Raw genomic sequence first — 15883 nt, forward strand, 5'->3', positions numbered from 1 at the left:
TGCGGTGACCGGCCCACGAGGACGCGGGACGGAAGGAGACGGCGGCGTGGCGGTACGAGGACGTACGCGGATGCGCGGACGCGTTCCACTGCCGCTGCTGCTGCCCGCCCTGCTCGGCCTGGTCTTCCTGCTGCTGCCGATGGTCGCCCTGCTCGTCCGGGCCCCCTGGCGGAGCATGCCGGAGCAGTTGTCCAGTACGGAGGTGTGGCAGGCGCTCCAGCTGTCCCTGGTCTCCGCGACCGCCGCCACCGCGGTGAGCCTGGTTCTGGGCGTGCCTCTCGCCTGGGTGCTGGCGCGCACCGATTTCCGGGGGCGCGGTCTCGTCCGGGCCCTGGTGACGCTGCCGTTGGTGCTGCCGCCGGTGGTGGGCGGTGTGGCGCTGTTGCTGGCGCTCGGCCGCAACGGTGTGGTGGGACAGTGGCTGGACTCGTGGTTCGGCGTCACGCTGCCGTTCACGACGGCGGGGGTGATCGTGGCCGAGGCGTTCGTCGCCATGCCCTTCCTCGTCATCAGCGTGGAGGGCACCCTCCGGGCCGCCGACCCGCGGTACGAGGAGGCGGCCACCACCTTGGGGGCCTCCCGCTTCACCGCGTTCCGGCGGGTCACCCTGCCGTTGATCGCCCCGGGCATCGCGGCGGGTGCCGTACTGGCCTGGGCCCGCGCCCTGGGCGAGTTCGGCGCGACCATCACGTTCGCGGGGAACTTCCCGGGCCGTACGCAGACGATGCCGCTGGCCGTCTACCTCGCCCTGCAGAGCGACCCGGAGGCCGCGATCGCGCTGAGCCTGGTGCTGTTGACGGTGTCGATCGCGGTACTGGCCGGGCTGCGCGACCGATGGATGACGGCACCATGAGGATCGATGCGCCCACCGCGTCTCCGGCCGCCGCCGGGGGACTCGACGCCCGGCTCGTCGTCGACCGGGGCGCCTTCCGCCTGGACGTGGCACTGAGCGCCCGGCCCGGCGAGGTGGTCGCCCTGCTGGGGCCGAACGGCGCCGGGAAGACGACCGCGCTGCGCGCCCTCGCGGGTCTCACCGAGCTGACCGAAGGCCATCTGCGGCTGGACGGGGCCGCGTTGACCGACCGGCCGCCGGAGTCGCGCCCGGTCGGCGTCGTCTTCCAGGACTATCTGCTCTTTCCCCACCTCTCGGCCCTGGACAACGTGGCCTTCGGTCCGCGCTGCCGGGGCGCGAGCAAGTCCGAGGCCCGCGCCCAGGCGGCCGTGTGGCTGGACCGCATGGGGTTGGCCGACCGGGCCGGGGCGAAACCGCGCCGGCTCTCCGGCGGCCAGGCCCAGCGCGTCGCCCTCGCACGCGCGCTCGCCACCCACCCCCGGCTGCTGCTGCTGGACGAGCCCCTCGCCGCGCTCGACGCCCGCACGCGCCTCGACGTACGGGCCCAGCTCCGCCGTCATCTCGCGGAGTTCGAGGCGGTCGCGGTGCTGGTCACGCATGATCCCCTGGATGCCATGGTCCTCGCCGACCGTCTGGTCGTGATCGAGCACGGCGGCATCGTCCAGCAGGGCACGCCGTCGGAGATCGCCCGGCGCCCCCGTACCGACTACATCGCACAGTTGGTCGGCCTCAACCTCTACCGGGGGCACGCCGAGGGGCACACGACGGTCCGGCTCGACGCGGGTCCGGCGATCACCACCACCGAGGATCTCGTCGGCCCGGTGTTCGTCGCGTTCCCCCCGAGCGCGGTCACCCTGCACCGCGAACGGCCCACCGGTTCCAGCGCCCGCAACGTCTGGCGCTGCGCGGTCGACGGGCTGGAGACGCACGGCGACCAGATCCGCGCGGACCTCGGCGGCGAACTGCGTCTCGCCGCCGACCTCACCACGGTCGCCGCCGCGGAGCTCGATCTGCACCCGGGGGCGACGGTCTGGGCCACGGTCAAGGCCGCGCAGACACACGCCTATCCCGCCTGAGGAAGCGTGATCCTCCCGGGCAGGAGCCGACCCGTGCGGCCGGGTGGCGCCTTGCGGCTGCAGGTGACACCACAAGGTGGCGCGAAGTGGCACCACCTGGCGCCACCCGCCGCCATGCGACACCACCCGATGCAGCCTGACGCCACCTGGTGCCACGGGGTGCCACGGGGACCTCCCCCCACCAGCACGGCGGCTCTCGCACTCCCCAGGAGCGCCCTCATGCTCCGCGCGCCACTCCCCCGCCCCCCATGCCCCATGCCCCATGCCCCACCATCCACCCGGGTCGCGGGCTCCACGGCCCCTTCCCTCACCACAATGACGCCCTGCCGCTTGCACATGGCGCCACAGTGGTGCCATGATGGCGCCATGGACCTCACCCCGTATGTCGACTCCCTCCGCCGCGAACTCGCGGTGGCCGCCGATGCCGGCGGCGACGAAGCCCGCGAGCTGGCCGAGAGGCTCACCGCTCCGCTGGAGTCGGCGACCCGCCTGACTCTGCTCAACGTGCTCTCCGCCGCGATGGACGAGGTCACCCGCGAGCTCGCTCCGGGCTCGGTCGACGTACGGCTGCGAGGACTCGACCCCGACTTCGTCGTGACCCGGCCGCCGGCCGATTCCCCCGCGGGGGCGGCCGCCGCCGTCGAGCCGGCCGCCTCGCAAGCACCCGCCGAAGGTGACGAGGGCGGCACCACCGCCCGGGTCAACCTGCGCCTGCCGGCCCACCTCAAGGCGCGCGCCGAGGAGGCCGCGGGCCGTGAGGGCCTCTCGGTCAACGCGTGGCTCGTCCGGGCCGTGTCGGCCGCCGTCGACGGCGGCGGCCGACCGCGTACGGCGGACAAGGCCCAGGTCGGACAGAGCTTCACCGGCTGGGTCCGCTGAGGACGGCCGGCGCCGCCGCACCCCTTCACCCATGACCCCGTCCCGCCGGCGGGGAGACCCCACGAATCGACCCCACGACCCAAGAGGACGGGACAGCCATGCCTTCTTTCGACACTCCTGAAGCGATCTCGGTCACCGCCCGCGTGGAGGCAGGCTCCGTGCAGTTCACCGCGGACGACCGCCTCGACACCGTCGTCGCGGTGCGCCCCCGGGACCCGAAGCGGGACGCGGACGTACGGGCGGCCGGCCAGACCGAGGTGACGTACGCCCGCGGCGCACTGACCGTCAGGACGCCCAAGTCCGGCCTCTTCGGCCGTACCGGCATCGTCGACGTGGCGGTCGACCTGCCGTCGGGCTCGCGCGTCGACATGACCGGCGCCTGGGCCCAGGTACTCGGCGAAGGGCGCCTCGGCGAGGTCCGCGTGAAGACCTCGTCCGGCGACGTACGCCTCGACACCACCGGGCCCCTCCATCTGACCGCCTCCCACGGCTCGATCAGCGTGGACCGGATCGAGGGCAAGGCCGAGATCACCACCAGCTCCGGGAGCCTGCGCATCGGCATCATCGACGGCCCCGCCGTCCTGAAGAACTCGCACGGCACCACGACCGTCCGTGCCGCGACCGGCGAACTGCGGGTGAGCGGCGCCCACGGCGACATCGAGATCCTCCGCGCCGAGGACTCGGTCACCGCCACCACCGCCTACGGCACCTTGCGCGTGGGCGAAGTGGTCCGCGGCACGGTCCAGCTGGAGACCAACTACGGGGCCATCGAGATCGGCGTCCGCGAGGGCTCCGCCGCCTGGCTCGACGCGAGTTCGGGCTCCGGCCAGGTACGCAACACGCTCACCGCGTCCGAGGCTCCGGCCGACCCCGACGGCGCCGACAACATCGTCGAGGTCCGCGCCCGCACCCGGCACGGCAACATCGACGTCCGCCGCGCCACGACCTGACCGCGTGAGGGGCCGCCCTCGGCCCTTCCGCCCCCCTCGCCCCCTCCTCCGACCGGGAGATCCCCATGCATGCCAATGTCATGTCCACGTCCAGCCAGGGCGGTGGCCTCCCGTCCCCGGCCGCCGTCTCCGCCGTCGGTCTGCGCAAGTCCTACGGCGACAAGACCGTCCTCGACGGCATCGACCTGCGCATCCCGGCCGGGTCCGTGTTCGCGCTCCTCGGTCCGAACGGGGCCGGCAAGACCACCGTCGTCAAGATCCTCTCCACCCTCGTCACCGCCGACGCGGGACAGGCGCAGGTGGCGGGCCACGACCTCGCCGCCGCTCCGCAGACGGTACGGGCCGCGATCGGGGTCACCGGACAGTTCTCCGCGGTGGACGGGCTGATCACCGGCGAGGAGAACATGCTCCTCATGGCCGACCTCCACCACCTCTCCAAGGCGGAAGGACGGCGGGTGGCCGCCGAACTGCTGGAACGGTTCGACCTCACCGAAGCGGCGCGAAAGCCCGCCTCCACCTACTCCGGCGGCATGAAGCGCCGCCTCGACATCGCCATGACCCTGGTCGGCAACCCGCGGATCATCTTCCTCGACGAACCCACCACCGGGCTCGACCCCCGCTCCCGCCACACCATGTGGGGCATCGTCCGCGAACTCGTCACCGGCGGCACCACCGTCTTCCTCACCACCCAGTACCTCGACGAGGCCGACGAACTCGCCGACCGCATCGCCGTCCTCCACGACGGGAGGATCGCCGCCGAAGGCACCGCCGACGAACTCAAACGCCTCGTCCCCGGCGGACACGTACGCCTCGCCTTCACCGACCCCGACCGCTACCGCGGAGCCGCCACCGCCCTCTCCGACGCCTCCCGCGACGACGACGCACTCACCCTCCAGATCCTCAGCGACGGCAGCCAACGCGAACTCCGCACCATCCTCGACCGCCTCGACGCCGCCGGCGTCGAAGCCGACCGACTCACCGTCCACACCCCCGACCTCGACGACGTCTTCTTCGCCCTCACCGGCGGCGAGACGGTCCCGAACCAGCAGGGCCCGCAGACCCGACAGCCCCCGCAGGCCCGGCAGACCCCGCGGATCCAGCCCGAGGAGGACGTCCGATGAGTTCCCTCTCCCTCGCCGTGCGCGACTCGTCCACGATGCTGCGCCGCAACCTGCTGCACGTCCGGCGCTACCCGTCCCTGACGCTCAACCTGCTGCTCACGCCGGTGATGCTGCTGCTGCTCTTCGTCTACATCTTCGGCGACACCATGAGCGCGGGCATGGGAGGCGGCGGGGCGGACCGGTCCGACTACCTGGCGTACCTCGTCCCGGGCATCCTGATGCTGACCATCGGCGGAACCACCATCGGCAGCGCGGTCTCCGTCTCGATGGACATGACCGAGGGCATCATCGCCCGCTTCCGCACCATGGCGATCCACCGGGGATCGGTCCTCGTCGGACACGTCGTCGGCAGCGTGCTGCAGTGTGTGACGAGCGTGGTCCTGGTCGCCGCCGTCGCGGTGGCCATCGGTTTCAGGTCCACGGACGCGACCGTCCTGGAATGGGTGCTGGCCGTGGGGCTGCTGGCGCTCGTCTCCCTGGCCCTCACATGGATCGCGGTCGGGATGGGCCTGTCCAGCCCGAACGTCGAGGCGGCCGGCAACAACGCGATGCCGTTGATGATCCTGCCGCTCCTCTCCAGCGCCTTCGTCCCGTTGGACGCGATGCCCGGCTGGTTCCGGCCGGTCGCCGAGTACCAGCCCTTCACCCCGGCCATCGAGACCCTGCGCGGACTCCTGCTCGGCACGGGGATCGGCAACAACGGCCTCATCGCCGTCGCCTGGTGCCTCGGGCTGGCTCTGCTCGGATACTTCTGGTCCACCGCCCTCTACGACCGCGAGCCGAAGTAGTCCGTACGAGCGATACAGCGGCGCACCCGACACCCCGTCGGGTGCGCCGTCCGTGGCCTGTCCGGGGAACGCCCGGGGCGCCCCTTAGCGTGGCGGCCATGCGTGTACTCGTCACAGGCGGAGCAGGGTTCATCGGGTCGCACATCACCACGGCCCTGGTCGCGGCCGGGCACCGGGCGGTGGTGATCGACGCGTTGCTACCCACCGCCCATCCTGCCGGGACGGCGCCGGAAGGGCCGTACGAGCGGCTGATCGTCGCGGACGTGCGGGACCCCGGGGCCGTGGCCGGTGCGTTGGCGGGAGTCGACGCGGTCTGCCACCAGGCGGCGATGGTGGGACTGGGCAAGGACTTCGCCGACGCACCGCTCTACGTCGGCTGCAACGACCTGGGCACGGCGGTGCTGCTCGCGGGGATGGCGGCGGCCGGGGTCCGGGATCTGGTGCTGGCCGGGTCGATGGTCGTGTACGGCGAGGGGAGGTACGACTGCCCGCGGCACGGGTCCGTCCGGCCGGGGCCGCGCGCCCGGCAGGATCTGGAGGCGGGCCGCTTCGAACCCCGCTGCCCCTCCTGCGGGGCGGACCTCGTGCCGGGGCTGGTCCCCGAGGACGCCCCGGCCGACCCCCGCAACGTCTACGCCGCCAGCAAGCTCGCCCAGGAGCACCTCGCCGCCGCGTGGGCGCGGGCGACGGACGGCCGGGCGGTGTCGCTCCGCTACCACAACGTGTACGGGCCGGGGATGCCGCGCGACACGCCGTACGCGGGAGTCGCCTCGCTGTTCCGGTCCGCGCTGGCACGCGGTGAGGCGCCCCGGGTCTTCGAGGACGGGGGGCAGCGACGCGATTTCGTGCACGTGACCGATGTCGCCGCCGCGGCGGTGGCTGCGCTGACCGCCCTGCCGCAGCGGGTCCCGGGGGTCCTCACCGCGTACAACACCGGTAGCGGGGAACCGCACACCATCGGCGAGATGGCGGCGGCGCTCGCCTCCGCGTACGGCGGTCCGCCGCCCGTCGTCACCGGGGAGTTCCGGCTCGGGGACGTGCGCCACGTGACGGCGGACTCCCGGCGGCTGCGCGCGGACCTGGGCTGGCTGCCGCAGGTGGCGTTCGCCGACGGCATGCGGGAGTTCGCGGCCGCGCCGCAGCGGGGAGGGGCGTCCGCGCCCCCGGGCGGTGCCCGTCTCGCGGACGCCTGACGGAGGGACGGAGCGGTGCGGATCGGCCGTTACGGGACGGACACCGATCGACGTCACCGTTTTGCGTGGCCCATATGCAGGCAAATGCCCTATCCGTCTTCATAGGGTGAGCCGGGTGACCGATACCTCGACCACCTCGACCCACGCCCCTTCCACCACTCCGTTCCCCGTCGACGTGGTGCTGCCCTGCCTGGACGAAGCCGCCGCCCTCCCCCGGGTGCTGGCCCGCATCCCGGCAGGCTGGCGCGCCATCGTCGTCGACAACGGTTCGACCGACGGCTCGGCGGAGGTGGCGCGTTCGCTGGGCGCCACCGTGGTGCACGAGCCGCGACGAGGTTTCGGGTCCGCGTGCCATGCGGGACTGGCCGCCGCCGAGGCGGAGTTCGTCTGCTTCTGCGACTGCGACGACTCACTCGACCCGGGCCTGCTGCCCTCGTTCGTCGGGCGGGTCGCCTCGGGCGACTGCGACCTCGTGCTGGGGCGTCGCCGCCCCGAGGGGCGCGGCGCCTGGCCGCTGCACGCCCGGGTCGCCAATGTGGCGCTGGCCGTGATGCTGCGGCGCCGCACGGGACTGCGGCTGCGGGACCTCGGCCCGCTGCGCGCGGGACGCCGGACGGACCTGCTGGCCCTCGACCTCACCGACCGCCGCAGCGGATACCCGCTCCAGATGGTGGTGCGGGCCTCCGACGGCGGGCTCAGGATCGCCGAGGCAGACGTCCCGTACCGCCCCCGTACCGGCAGGTCCAAGGTCACCGGGACCTGGCGGGGCACCTGGCACGCGGTGCTCGACATGCGGGCGGTGCTGCGGGAACCGCCGCTCGTGCGCACCGCCGCGCGGACGGAGTCCTGTCGATGACCCCCTCCGGCCCCACCACTCTGCTGGTCCTCGCGAAGGAACCGGTTCCCGGTCGCGTGAAGACCAGGCTCACCCCGCCGTTCACCCCCGAGGAGGCGGCGGAGCTGGCCGCCGCCTCCCTCGCCGACACCCTGGGGACCGTGCTCCTGCTGCCGGCCGCGCGCCGGGTCCTCGTCCTGGAGGGCGGCCCCGGCCCGTGGCTGCCTCCGGGCATCGAGGTCGTCCCGCAGGGCGCCGGGGGCCTGGACGAGCGTCTCGCCCAGGCGTTCGGCGGCTGCGACGGCCCGACGCTCCTCCTCGGCATGGACACCCCGCAGATCGAACCGGCCCACCTCGCGCCCGCGCTCGCACCGGACGGTTGGGACCACTGCGACGCCTGGTTCGGCGAGGCGGAGGACGGCGGTTTCTGGGCGCTCGGGCTGGCCTCCCCCGATCCCGGGCTCCTGCGCGGGGTGCCCATGTCCGTGCCGGAGACGGGGGCGGTGCAGCGCGCGCGGCTGCTCGACGCCGGGCTGACCGTCCGTGAGCTGCCCCGTCTCCGCGACGTGGACACCGCCGAGGACGCGGTGGCGGTCGCCGCTCTCGCCCCGCACGGAGGATTCGCCGCGGCTCTGGGCCGGCTCGACCGGGCATCGGTCCGATGACCACCTCGCGTACCTCGCAGGCCGAGAGCAACCTCTCCTGGGCCGCCGACCCGTACGCCAACGCCCTCCGCCACGGCCGCGGCCCGCTCTTCCTCCGCCGGACCGACGGCCTGCTGATGCCGCTGGACGTGGAGCGCTGGTGTCTGGGCGCCGACGACGCCGACCTGTCGGCCCTGCGCCGCTGTGAGGGTCCGGTGCTCGACGTGGGCTGCGGGCCGGGCCGGCTGGTGGCGGCGCTCAGCCGGCGCGGGCACCGGGCGCTCGGCATCGACGTGAGCGAGGCCGCCGTGGCCCGCACCCGCGGCCTCGGCGGCTGGGCGCTGCGGCGCAGCGTGTTCGACCCGCTTCCGGGCGCGGGCCGGTGGGGCACGGTGCTGCTCGCGGACGGCAACATCGGCATCGGCGGGGACCCGTCCGCCCTGTTGGAACGCGTCGGGGTGCTGCTCGCCCCGGGCGGTCTCCTCCTCGTCGAGACGCACGCGCTCGACCTGGACGAGCGGTTCGAGGTCCATCTCCACGACGGCAGCGCCGACGCCCCGGCCCCCGGCCGCGGTGGCTCCGGGGCGCTGCCGGCACCATTCCCGTGGGCCCGGCTGGGCACTCCGGCGCTCCTGCGGTACGCCCGTCCGCAGGGATGGGAGCCGGTCGATCAGTGGGAGTCCGGCGGACGGCCCTTCGTGGCGTTGCGCCGGCGGGGCGCCGTCCGGCCGGCGCGCCGCAGCGCGGAGAGGACGAGCCAGAGCGCCGAGGCGGCGAAGAGCGCTCCGGTGACGAGGAGCCAGTTGCCGAGGAAGACGTCGGGGGAAAGCCCGGTGTAGGGCTCGTACCGCTCGGAGAGCCGCGCGATCAGCGGGAACTGGACCAGCAGGAGCAGCAGGGAGAGGAACGCCGGTACCCGTACGTGGTTGACGACGTCCGACCGTGCTCCCAGCGCCCCGCGCAGGGCGCGGTCGGCCGTCGCGTGGACGGGCAGCAGGACGAGGTCGTGCACCACGGCGGCGCCGGCGAACCAGAGGGCGATCCGCGGGGTGTCGCCGTCCAGCAGCCGGATTCCGGCGTAGCCGGTGAGGGCGAAGCCGGCGACCATGAGCAGCAGGTGCAGCGGCCCTTCGCCGTACCGGCGCCGGAAGGGGTGCGCGGCGCGCGAGCGTGCCTTGCCCCCTACCCGGCCGGTGTTCCGCTCCCCGCCCTTCACAGGTCTCCGAAGGTCAGGGATCCGACCCATTTGGTGTTCATCACTCCGGGGGCGGCCGGCACGATGATCCGAGCCGGGTGGCCGTGGTCGGCCGACAGGGCGACGCCGTTGACCTCCAGGGCGAGCAGGGAGCGCCCGTCGCGGACCTGGTTGTCGCGCAGGGCCGCCGTACGGAACGATCCGGCACGTTGCACGGACTCCACGAGGACGCCCGGCGGCCGGTCGGGGAAGCCGGCGATCGCGGCGAGGTCGCGCAGTCGCACCCCCCGCCACCACTGGTCGGAGGTGGACCAGCCCTCCACACAGGCGATGGGCAGGGCGGCGCTGTGCAGTTCCATAGCGAGGAGTTGGGCCCTGGTGAAGCGGAAGGAGCCGGCCGGTCCGCGTACGGTCAGGCGCCAGGCCGGTCCGGTGTCGGCCGGGCGGATGTGCACGGAGGCCGCGGTCTTGTTGATCTGGAAGCCGGCCGGCCCGGAGCCGGGGTCCTGGACGCCGTGCGGGGTGAGGAGGGCGGTGGGACGCAGCGCGTCGGAGCTCCGGCCGGCCGAGGTGGCCAGCAGGACCAGCGATCCGGCGCCCACCATGGCGAACGCGCCGCGCCGGGAGAGGGTCGGCGGGGCGGGCGCGGGCGCGGCCAGGGTGTCCTCCTCCCCCGGCGGAACGCCGTCGCGCAGGACCCGTACGGCTTTCGGGAGCTTGAGGGCGGTGTGGGTGAGGAAGCCCGCCAGGAAGACCCAGGCTCCGTAGAAGTGCAGCCGGTAGAAGGAGCCGGGAAAGACGTACTCCAGCTGGATGTTGAGGAGTCCGGTGACGATCTGGAACAGGGCGCCGCCGACCAGGAGCAGGAGGGAGAGCCGCTCCAGCGCGTGGCCGGCGGAGCGGACCGGCGGGAGTGCGAAGAGGCGGGGGATCACCGACCAGAGCTTGGCCAGCACCACCGGGACCAGGACGGTGCCGAGGGTGACGTGCACGCCCTGGGTGAGCCGGTAGAGCCAGTGCGGGTCGGTCGGCCAGGCGAACAGGTAGAAGCCGAGCAGCCCCTTGTCCGGCGTCTTGTCGTTGACGGCCGCGAGGCCGGGGTTGTACGCGGCGTAGGAGAGCAGCCCGGTGACCGCCACCAGGGTCAGCCCGACGAGGAGGACGACGCCGAGTACGGCGGTGAACCGCGCGCCCCGCAGGGGGCTGCGCCAGAAGTCGGGCCTCGTGGGCCCGGGGAGTGCGGCGAGGTGTCGCATGAGGTCACCCATGGTGCCGACGGTAGGGCGAGGGTCCCCTTCCGTACGGGGACGCGCTCCCGGCGGGAGGGAAGGGTCACTCCGTCGAGTGGGCCGGGCGCCCCGGGAGGGCCTGCGGCGGCCCGGTCGGAGGGGGGAAACGGCCGGCGGAGGCTTAGCGTGCGGGGGTGAGGACCGAGGAGCGCGCCGGACGCGCCGGAGGAACAGGAGCCACCTCCCGCCCCCGTAGGGCGGACCGGGCGGGACGCCGGGACCTGAGGGCAGCGGCGCTGGGCGCGTCGCTGGTGGCGGTGGCCGCGCTCGTCGGCTGGGCGGTGAACGGCGACGGCTCCCTGTACGCGGGGTGGCCGCCCCTGATCGCCGCGTGGGACCCGCATGTCGGCCCCGGCACCCCGGCGGCGCTCGCGCTGGCCGTGCTCGCCGTCGCCTTCGGCGCCCGGGTCGCCGCCCGGACGCGCTGGCGCGGTCTGCTGGTCCTCTCCTGGACGGCGTCGGCGGCGTGGATCTTCTCGCTCGCGATGATCGACGGCTGGCGCGGCGGCTTCGCGCTCAAGCTGACGAGCCGCCACGAGTACCTGGCGGGGATCGCCGGGTTCCACGACATCGGCGCCGCCCTGCGCACCTTCGAGGACCACATCGTGATGGGCCGGCCCGGCAACTGGCCGACCCATGTGGCCGGCCATCCGCCGGGTGCCACGCTGCCGTTCGTCCTCCTGGACCGGATCGGCCTCGGCGGGGCCGTGTGGGCGGCGGTGTGCTGCGTCGTCCTGGCGGCCACCGCCGCGGCCGCCGCCCTGGTCGCGCTGCGGGCGCTCACCGGGGAGCCGGTTGCGCGGAAGGCGGCGCCGTTCCTGGTCCTCGCGCCGGGGGCGGTCTGGGCGGGGGTCTCGGCCGATGCCGCGTTCGCGGCCGTCGCCGGCTGGTCGATGGCGCTCCTCGCGCTGTCGGCGACCCGGGCGACCCGCTTCCCGGCGGTGGCGGCGGGCGGCTCCGGCCTGTTGTTCGGACTGGTCTGCTACCTGAGTTACGGGCTCCCGCTGACCGCCCTCCTGCTGGCGACTGTCCTCGTACTCGCCCGCACCGTCCGCCCGTTGCCCCCGTTCGCCGCCGGATCGCTGGTGGTGCCCGCCCTGTTCACACTGGCCGGGTTCCACTGGTGGGAGGCGTATCCCCTGCTGGTCGAGCGCTACCACCAGGGCGTGGGCGGCAAGCGGCCCTACGCGTACTGGGTGTGGGCCAATCTCGCCGCCGTCACCGTCTCGGCCGGAGTCGCCACCGTGGCCGGGCTGCGCAGGTCGGCGGTGGCCGCGCCCCGTGCCGTACGGGCGCTCAGGGCCGGTGGCCCGCTCACCGGGACGCAGCGGCTCGCCGTGCTCACCCTGGCGGCGGCCCTGGCCGTCCTCGCGGCCGACCTGTCGGGGATGAGCAAGGCCGAGACGGAGCGCATCTGGCTGCCGTTCGTCCTCTGGCTGCTGCCCGCGGCAGCCGCGCTCCCCGGCCGTCACCGGCGCGGCTGGCTCGGCGCCCAGGTGGTGCTGGCGCTGCTGGTCAACCACCTGCTGCGGACGAGTTGGTGACGGTGGCGTCCGAAGTCCGGTGCCGGGACCGGAGCAGGGAGCGCCCTCACTCCGCGGGCTTCCACCCCAGGGCGGGTCCGAGGCAGCCGGCGATGTCGTGGAGGATCTGCTCGTAGTCCTCGTGCGCGAAGCTGAACGGCAGGGCGAAGGCGACCTCGTCGACCTCCCGGAAAGCGGCGTGGGCGTGGAGCTGTTCGGCGAGCTGCTCCGAGGTGCCCACCAGGTCCGGGGCGAACATCATCCGCGCGGGTCCCTGCGGGGCTCTCGTGCGGGGCGTCCGGCTGCGGGCGTACTCCTCGTACCGGGCGCGCTGGGCGGGGGTCGCGGAGTCGGTGGGGATGACCACGAGCCCCTGGGAGACGCGGGCCGCGTCGCCGTCGGGGTGGTGGGCGCGGAAGGTGCGGATGTGCGCGAGCTGGATCGCGGCGAAGTCCGCGGCGGCGTCCGCGTCCTCCGCCTTCACCACACTGCTGGTCAGCAGGTTCATGCCGTTCTCGCCGGCCCACCGGGCGGAGCGCAGGCTTGCGGCGCCGTACCACATACGGCCGGCGAGGCCCTGGGCGTGCGGCTCGACGCGGTCGGAGTACACCTCGATCCCCTCCGTGCCGCTGAACGCGGTGACCCGCTCTCCGCGTACGAGGTCCAGCAGCCGGCGCACCCGGTCGTGGCCGAAGTCCTCGTCGGCGGCCGTGTCCGGGTACAGCGCGTCCTTGACCCGGTCGAAGTGGATCGGCGGTCCCACGCTGACACCCGGCTCCAGGCGCCCGCCGGAGAGGACGTCCACGGTCGCCAGGTCCTCGGCGAGGCGCAGCGGGTTCTCCCAGCCGAGCGGGATGACGGCGGTACCGAGGTGGATGCGGCGGGTGCGCTGGGTGGCCGCCGCCAGGACGGCGATCGGTGAGGAGATGCCGTACTGGAGGTGACGATGCCTCACCCAGGCGCTGTCGAAGCCGAGTTGCTCGCCCAGCTCGATGATGCGCAGCGTCGACTCGTGGCCGGGGCGCGGGTCGGCGCCGTCGAAGAGGCCGATGGTGAGGAAACCCAGTCCGCGCAGCGGCTTCGAGGTGGGCGGCACGGGTTCCTCCGGCGTTCGCGGCGGCCGCGCCGGACGGCGGAGCCGTGTTCATTCTGGCAGGCGGGGCCGTGCGAAAGGTGGCGGCAGTGTTGCGGGAACGCCTCCGCCCCGGCCGGATGTTCCCTGGCCGGGGCGGAGGCGTCGGTGCGGTGGGCGGTGCGCGCACTCGGGTGCGCGTACTCACCCGGGCGGCCGGATCAGGCGAGCGTCGCGATCGCCTCGTTGAAGGTCGCCGAGGGGCGCATGACGGCCGCGGCCTTCTCGGGGTCGGGCTGGTAGTAGCCGCCGATGTCGACCGGGGAACCCTGCACCGCGTTCAGCTCGGCGACGATGGTGTCCGCCTGCTCGGTGAGGGTCTTGGCCAGCGGCGCGAACGCCTCGGCGAGCTGGGCGTCGTCGGTCTGCGCGGCCAGCTCCTGCGCCCAGTAGAGCGACAGGAAGAAGTGGCTGCCGCGGTTGTCGATGCCACCGAGCTTGCGGCTCGGGGACTTGTCCTCGTTCAGGAACGTGCCGGTGGCGCGGTCCAGGGTGTCGGCGAGGACCTGGGCGCGGGCGTTGCCGGTGGTCTGGGCGAGGTGCTCGAAGCTGACCGCCAGGGCGAGGAACTCACCGAGGCTGTCCCAGCGGAGGTAGTCCTCCTTGACGAGCTGCTGGACGTGCTTGGGCGCGGAGCCGCCGGCGCCCGTCTCGAAGAGACCGCCGCCGTTCATCAGCGGGACCACCGAGAGCATCTTGGCGCTGGTGCCCAGCTCCAGGATCGGGAAGAGGTCCGTGAGGTAGTCGCGCAGGACGTTGCCGGTCACCGAGATGGTGTCCTCGCCGCGGCGGATGCGCTCCAGCGAGAAGGCGGTGGCCTCCTCCGGCGACTTGACCGAGATGTCCAGGCCGTCCGTGTCGTGGTCGGCGAGGTAGGTCTTCACCTTGGCGATGAGGTTGGCGTCGTGCGCGCGGGTCTCGTCGAGCCAGAACACGGCCGGGACGCCCGTGGCGCGGGCACGGGTGACGGCGAGCTTGACCCAGTCCTGGATCGGCAGGTCCTTGGTCTGGCACATGCGGAAGATGTCGCCGGCGCCGACGGCCTGCTCCAGGACGACGTCGCCCTTCGTGTCGACCACCCGCACGGTGCCGGTGGACGGGATCTCGAAGGTCTTGTCGTGGCTGCCGTACTCCTCGGCCTTCTGCGCCATCAGACCGACGTTCGGGACGGAGCCCATGGTCGACGGGTCGAAGGCGCCGTTGGCGCGGCAGTCGTCGAGCACGACCTGGTAGACGCCCGCGTAGCTGCTGTCGGGCAGCACGGCGAGGGTGTCGGCCTCGTTGCCGTCCGGGCCCCACATGTGGCCGGAGGTGCGGATCATGGCCGGCATGGAGGCGTCGACGATGACGTCGCTGGGCACGTGCAGGTTGGTGATGCCCTTGTCGGAGTCGACCATCGCGAGGGCGGGGCCTTCGGCGAGCTCGGCCTCGAAGGAGGCCTTGATCTCGGCGCCGCCCCCGGGCAGCGAGTCGAGGCCCTTGAGGATGCCGCCGAGGCCGTCGTTCGGGGTGAGGCCGGCCTTCGCGAGCACCTCGCCGTAGGTGGCGAAGGTCTTCGGGAAGAAGGCGCGGACCACGTGGCCGAAGATGATCGGGTCGGAGACCTTCATCATGGTGGCCTTGAGGTGCACCGAGAAGAGGATGTCCTCCGACTTGGCGCGGGCGAGCTGCGCGGTGAAGAACTCACGGAGCGCGGCGACGCGCATGACGGCGGCGTCGACGACCTCGCCGGCCAGGACCGGTACCGACTCGCGCAGCACGGTGGTGGTGCCGTCGTCACCGACGAGCTCGATGCGCAGTGCGCCGTCCTCGGCGATGACGGCGGACTTCTCGGTGGAGCGGAAGTCGTCGACGCCCATGGTGGCGACGTTCGTCTTCGAGTCGGCCGACCAGGCGCCCATGCGGTGCGGGTGGGCCTTGGCGTAGTTCTTGACCGACGCGGGGGCGCGGCGGTCGGAGTTGCCCTCGCGCAGGACCGGGTTGACGGCGCTGCCCTTGACCTTGTCGTACCGGGCGCGGACGTCCTTGTCCTCGTCGGTCCGCGGGTCGTCGGGGTAGTCCGGGAGGGCGTAGCCCTGCGCCTGGAGCTCGGCCACGGCGGCCTTGAGCTGCGGGATCGAGGCCGAGATGTTCGGCAGCTTGATGATGTTGGCGCCCGGCGTCTTGGCCAGCTCGCCCAGCTCGGCGAGCGCGTCATCGATACGCTGGTCGGCCGTGAGGTGCTCCGGGAAGCTGGCGATGATCCGGCCCGCGAGGGAGATGTCACGGCGCTCGACCGTGACACCGGCGGTCGAGGCGTAGGCCTCGACGACGGGCAGGAACGAGTACGTCGCCAGGGCAGGGGCCTCGTCGGTGTGCGTGTAGATGATGGTCGAGTCAGTCACCGGGTGCTCCGCTCCACGTCT

At 73.4% G+C, this 15883-nt stretch carries 14 protein-coding genes; 11 read left to right on the forward strand and 3 right to left on the reverse strand.

The genetic code is table 11. From position 1 onward, the window contains the following. Positions 1 to 70 precede the first annotated feature (70 nt). The 10 genes from modB to PZB77_RS04320 all read left to right on the forward strand — a co-directional run bounded on the left by modB (position 71) and on the right by PZB77_RS04320 (position 9178). Positions 71 to 853, forward strand: coding sequence for a molybdate ABC transporter permease subunit (gene modB, locus PZB77_RS04275; RefSeq protein ID WP_275495907.1), 783 nt, complete (start codon positions 71 to 73; stop codon positions 851 to 853). After that, a complete protein-coding gene (locus PZB77_RS04280) occupies positions 850 to 1929 on the forward strand; it encodes an ABC transporter ATP-binding protein (RefSeq protein WP_275491182.1) in 1080 nt (359 codons plus the stop codon). The genes modB and PZB77_RS04280 overlap by 4 nt, the downstream gene beginning before the upstream one ends. A 366-nt stretch (positions 1930 to 2295) precedes the next feature. After that, positions 2296 to 2808 (forward strand): hypothetical protein, encoded by a 513-nt coding sequence (locus tag PZB77_RS04285; protein WP_275491183.1) that lies wholly within the window; start codon positions 2296 to 2298, stop codon positions 2806 to 2808. A 98-nt stretch (positions 2809 to 2906) separates the two neighbouring features. Then, positions 2907 to 3758: a DUF4097 family beta strand repeat-containing protein gene (locus PZB77_RS04290; RefSeq protein ID WP_275491184.1), complete on the forward strand. Its 852-nt coding sequence runs from the start codon at positions 2907 to 2909 to the stop codon at positions 3756 to 3758. Positions 3759 to 3838: 80 nt separating this feature from the next. Next, positions 3839 to 4879 (forward strand): ATP-binding cassette domain-containing protein, encoded by a 1041-nt coding sequence (locus tag PZB77_RS04295; RefSeq protein ID WP_275495908.1) that lies wholly within the window; start codon positions 3839 to 3841, stop codon positions 4877 to 4879. After that, complete coding sequence (locus PZB77_RS04300) at positions 4876 to 5667, forward strand: ABC transporter permease (RefSeq protein WP_275491185.1); 792 nt, start codon at positions 4876 to 4878, stop codon at positions 5665 to 5667. The genes PZB77_RS04295 and PZB77_RS04300 overlap by 4 nt, the downstream gene beginning before the upstream one ends. Before the next feature lie 98 nt (positions 5668 to 5765). Beyond that, complete coding sequence (locus PZB77_RS04305; protein WP_275491186.1) at positions 5766 to 6860, forward strand: NAD-dependent epimerase/dehydratase family protein; 1095 nt, start codon at positions 5766 to 5768, stop codon at positions 6858 to 6860. A gap of 115 nt (positions 6861 to 6975) precedes the next feature. Beyond that, a complete protein-coding gene (locus PZB77_RS04310; RefSeq protein ID WP_275491187.1) occupies positions 6976 to 7716 on the forward strand; it encodes a glycosyltransferase family 2 protein in 741 nt (246 codons plus the stop codon). After that, on the forward strand, positions 7713 to 8360 hold the full coding sequence (locus PZB77_RS04315) for a DUF2064 domain-containing protein (protein ID WP_275491188.1): 648 nt from the start codon (positions 7713 to 7715) through the stop codon (positions 8358 to 8360). The genes PZB77_RS04310 and PZB77_RS04315 overlap by 4 nt, the downstream gene beginning before the upstream one ends. Next, positions 8357 to 9178, forward strand: coding sequence for a methyltransferase domain-containing protein (locus PZB77_RS04320; RefSeq protein ID WP_275491189.1), 822 nt, complete (start codon positions 8357 to 8359; stop codon positions 9176 to 9178). The genes PZB77_RS04315 and PZB77_RS04320 overlap by 4 nt, the downstream gene beginning before the upstream one ends. Positions 9179 to 9551: 373 nt before the next feature. Here the strand turns inward: PZB77_RS04320 and PZB77_RS04325 are convergent, their stop codons facing one another. Continuing rightward, positions 9552 to 10802 (reverse strand): molybdopterin-dependent oxidoreductase, encoded by a 1251-nt coding sequence (locus PZB77_RS04325; RefSeq protein WP_275491190.1) that lies wholly within the window; start codon positions 10800 to 10802, stop codon positions 9552 to 9554. Positions 10803 to 11044: 242 nt separating this feature from the next. Between PZB77_RS04325 and PZB77_RS04330 the strand changes: the two genes are divergently transcribed. Beyond that, the gene (locus PZB77_RS04330) at positions 11045 to 12367 is read left to right on the forward strand and encodes a hypothetical protein (RefSeq protein WP_275495909.1); all 1323 of its coding nucleotides are present in this window, start codon (positions 11045 to 11047) and stop codon (positions 12365 to 12367) included. A gap of 46 nt (positions 12368 to 12413) precedes the next feature. Here PZB77_RS04330 and PZB77_RS04335 read toward each other — a convergent pair whose 3' ends face one another. Beyond that, a complete protein-coding gene (locus tag PZB77_RS04335; RefSeq protein WP_275491191.1) occupies positions 12414 to 13442 on the reverse strand; it encodes an LLM class flavin-dependent oxidoreductase in 1029 nt (342 codons plus the stop codon). Positions 13443 to 13639: 197 nt separating this feature from the next. Beyond that, positions 13640 to 15862, reverse strand: a complete 2223-nt coding sequence (locus tag PZB77_RS04340; protein WP_275491193.1) for an NADP-dependent isocitrate dehydrogenase — start codon at positions 15860 to 15862, stop codon at positions 13640 to 13642. Between the last annotated feature and the right edge of the window lie 21 nt (positions 15863 to 15883).

It is taken from the genome of Streptomyces sp. AM 2-1-1 (assembly GCF_029167645.1).
Lineage (GTDB): Bacteria > Actinomycetota > Actinomycetes > Streptomycetales > Streptomycetaceae > Streptomyces.

What these genes read in the sequence shown, in the direction of transcription:
- modB (WP_275495907.1), top strand. Translation starts at nt 71, where the DNA reads ATGCGCGGACGCGTTCCACTGCCGCTGCTGCTGCCCGCCCTGCTCGGC.
- PZB77_RS04280 (WP_275491182.1), top strand. Translation starts at nt 850, where the DNA reads ATGAGGATCGATGCGCCCACCGCGTCTCCGGCCGCCGCCGGGGGACTC.
- PZB77_RS04285 (WP_275491183.1), top strand. Translation starts at nt 2,296, where the DNA reads ATGGACCTCACCCCGTATGTCGACTCCCTCCGCCGCGAACTCGCGGTG.
- PZB77_RS04290 (WP_275491184.1), top strand. Translation starts at nt 2,907, where the DNA reads ATGCCTTCTTTCGACACTCCTGAAGCGATCTCGGTCACCGCCCGCGTG.
- PZB77_RS04295 (WP_275495908.1), top strand. Translation starts at nt 3,839, where the DNA reads ATGTCCACGTCCAGCCAGGGCGGTGGCCTCCCGTCCCCGGCCGCCGTC.
- PZB77_RS04300 (WP_275491185.1), top strand. Translation starts at nt 4,876, where the DNA reads ATGAGTTCCCTCTCCCTCGCCGTGCGCGACTCGTCCACGATGCTGCGC.
- PZB77_RS04305 (WP_275491186.1), top strand. Translation starts at nt 5,766, where the DNA reads ATGCGTGTACTCGTCACAGGCGGAGCAGGGTTCATCGGGTCGCACATC.
- PZB77_RS04315 (WP_275491188.1), top strand. Translation starts at nt 7,713, where the DNA reads ATGACCCCCTCCGGCCCCACCACTCTGCTGGTCCTCGCGAAGGAACCG.
- PZB77_RS04320 (WP_275491189.1), top strand. Translation starts at nt 8,357, where the DNA reads ATGACCACCTCGCGTACCTCGCAGGCCGAGAGCAACCTCTCCTGGGCC.
- PZB77_RS04325 (WP_275491190.1), bottom strand. Translation starts at nt 10,802, where the DNA reads ATGGGTGACCTCATGCGACACCTCGCCGCACTCCCCGGGCCCACGAGG.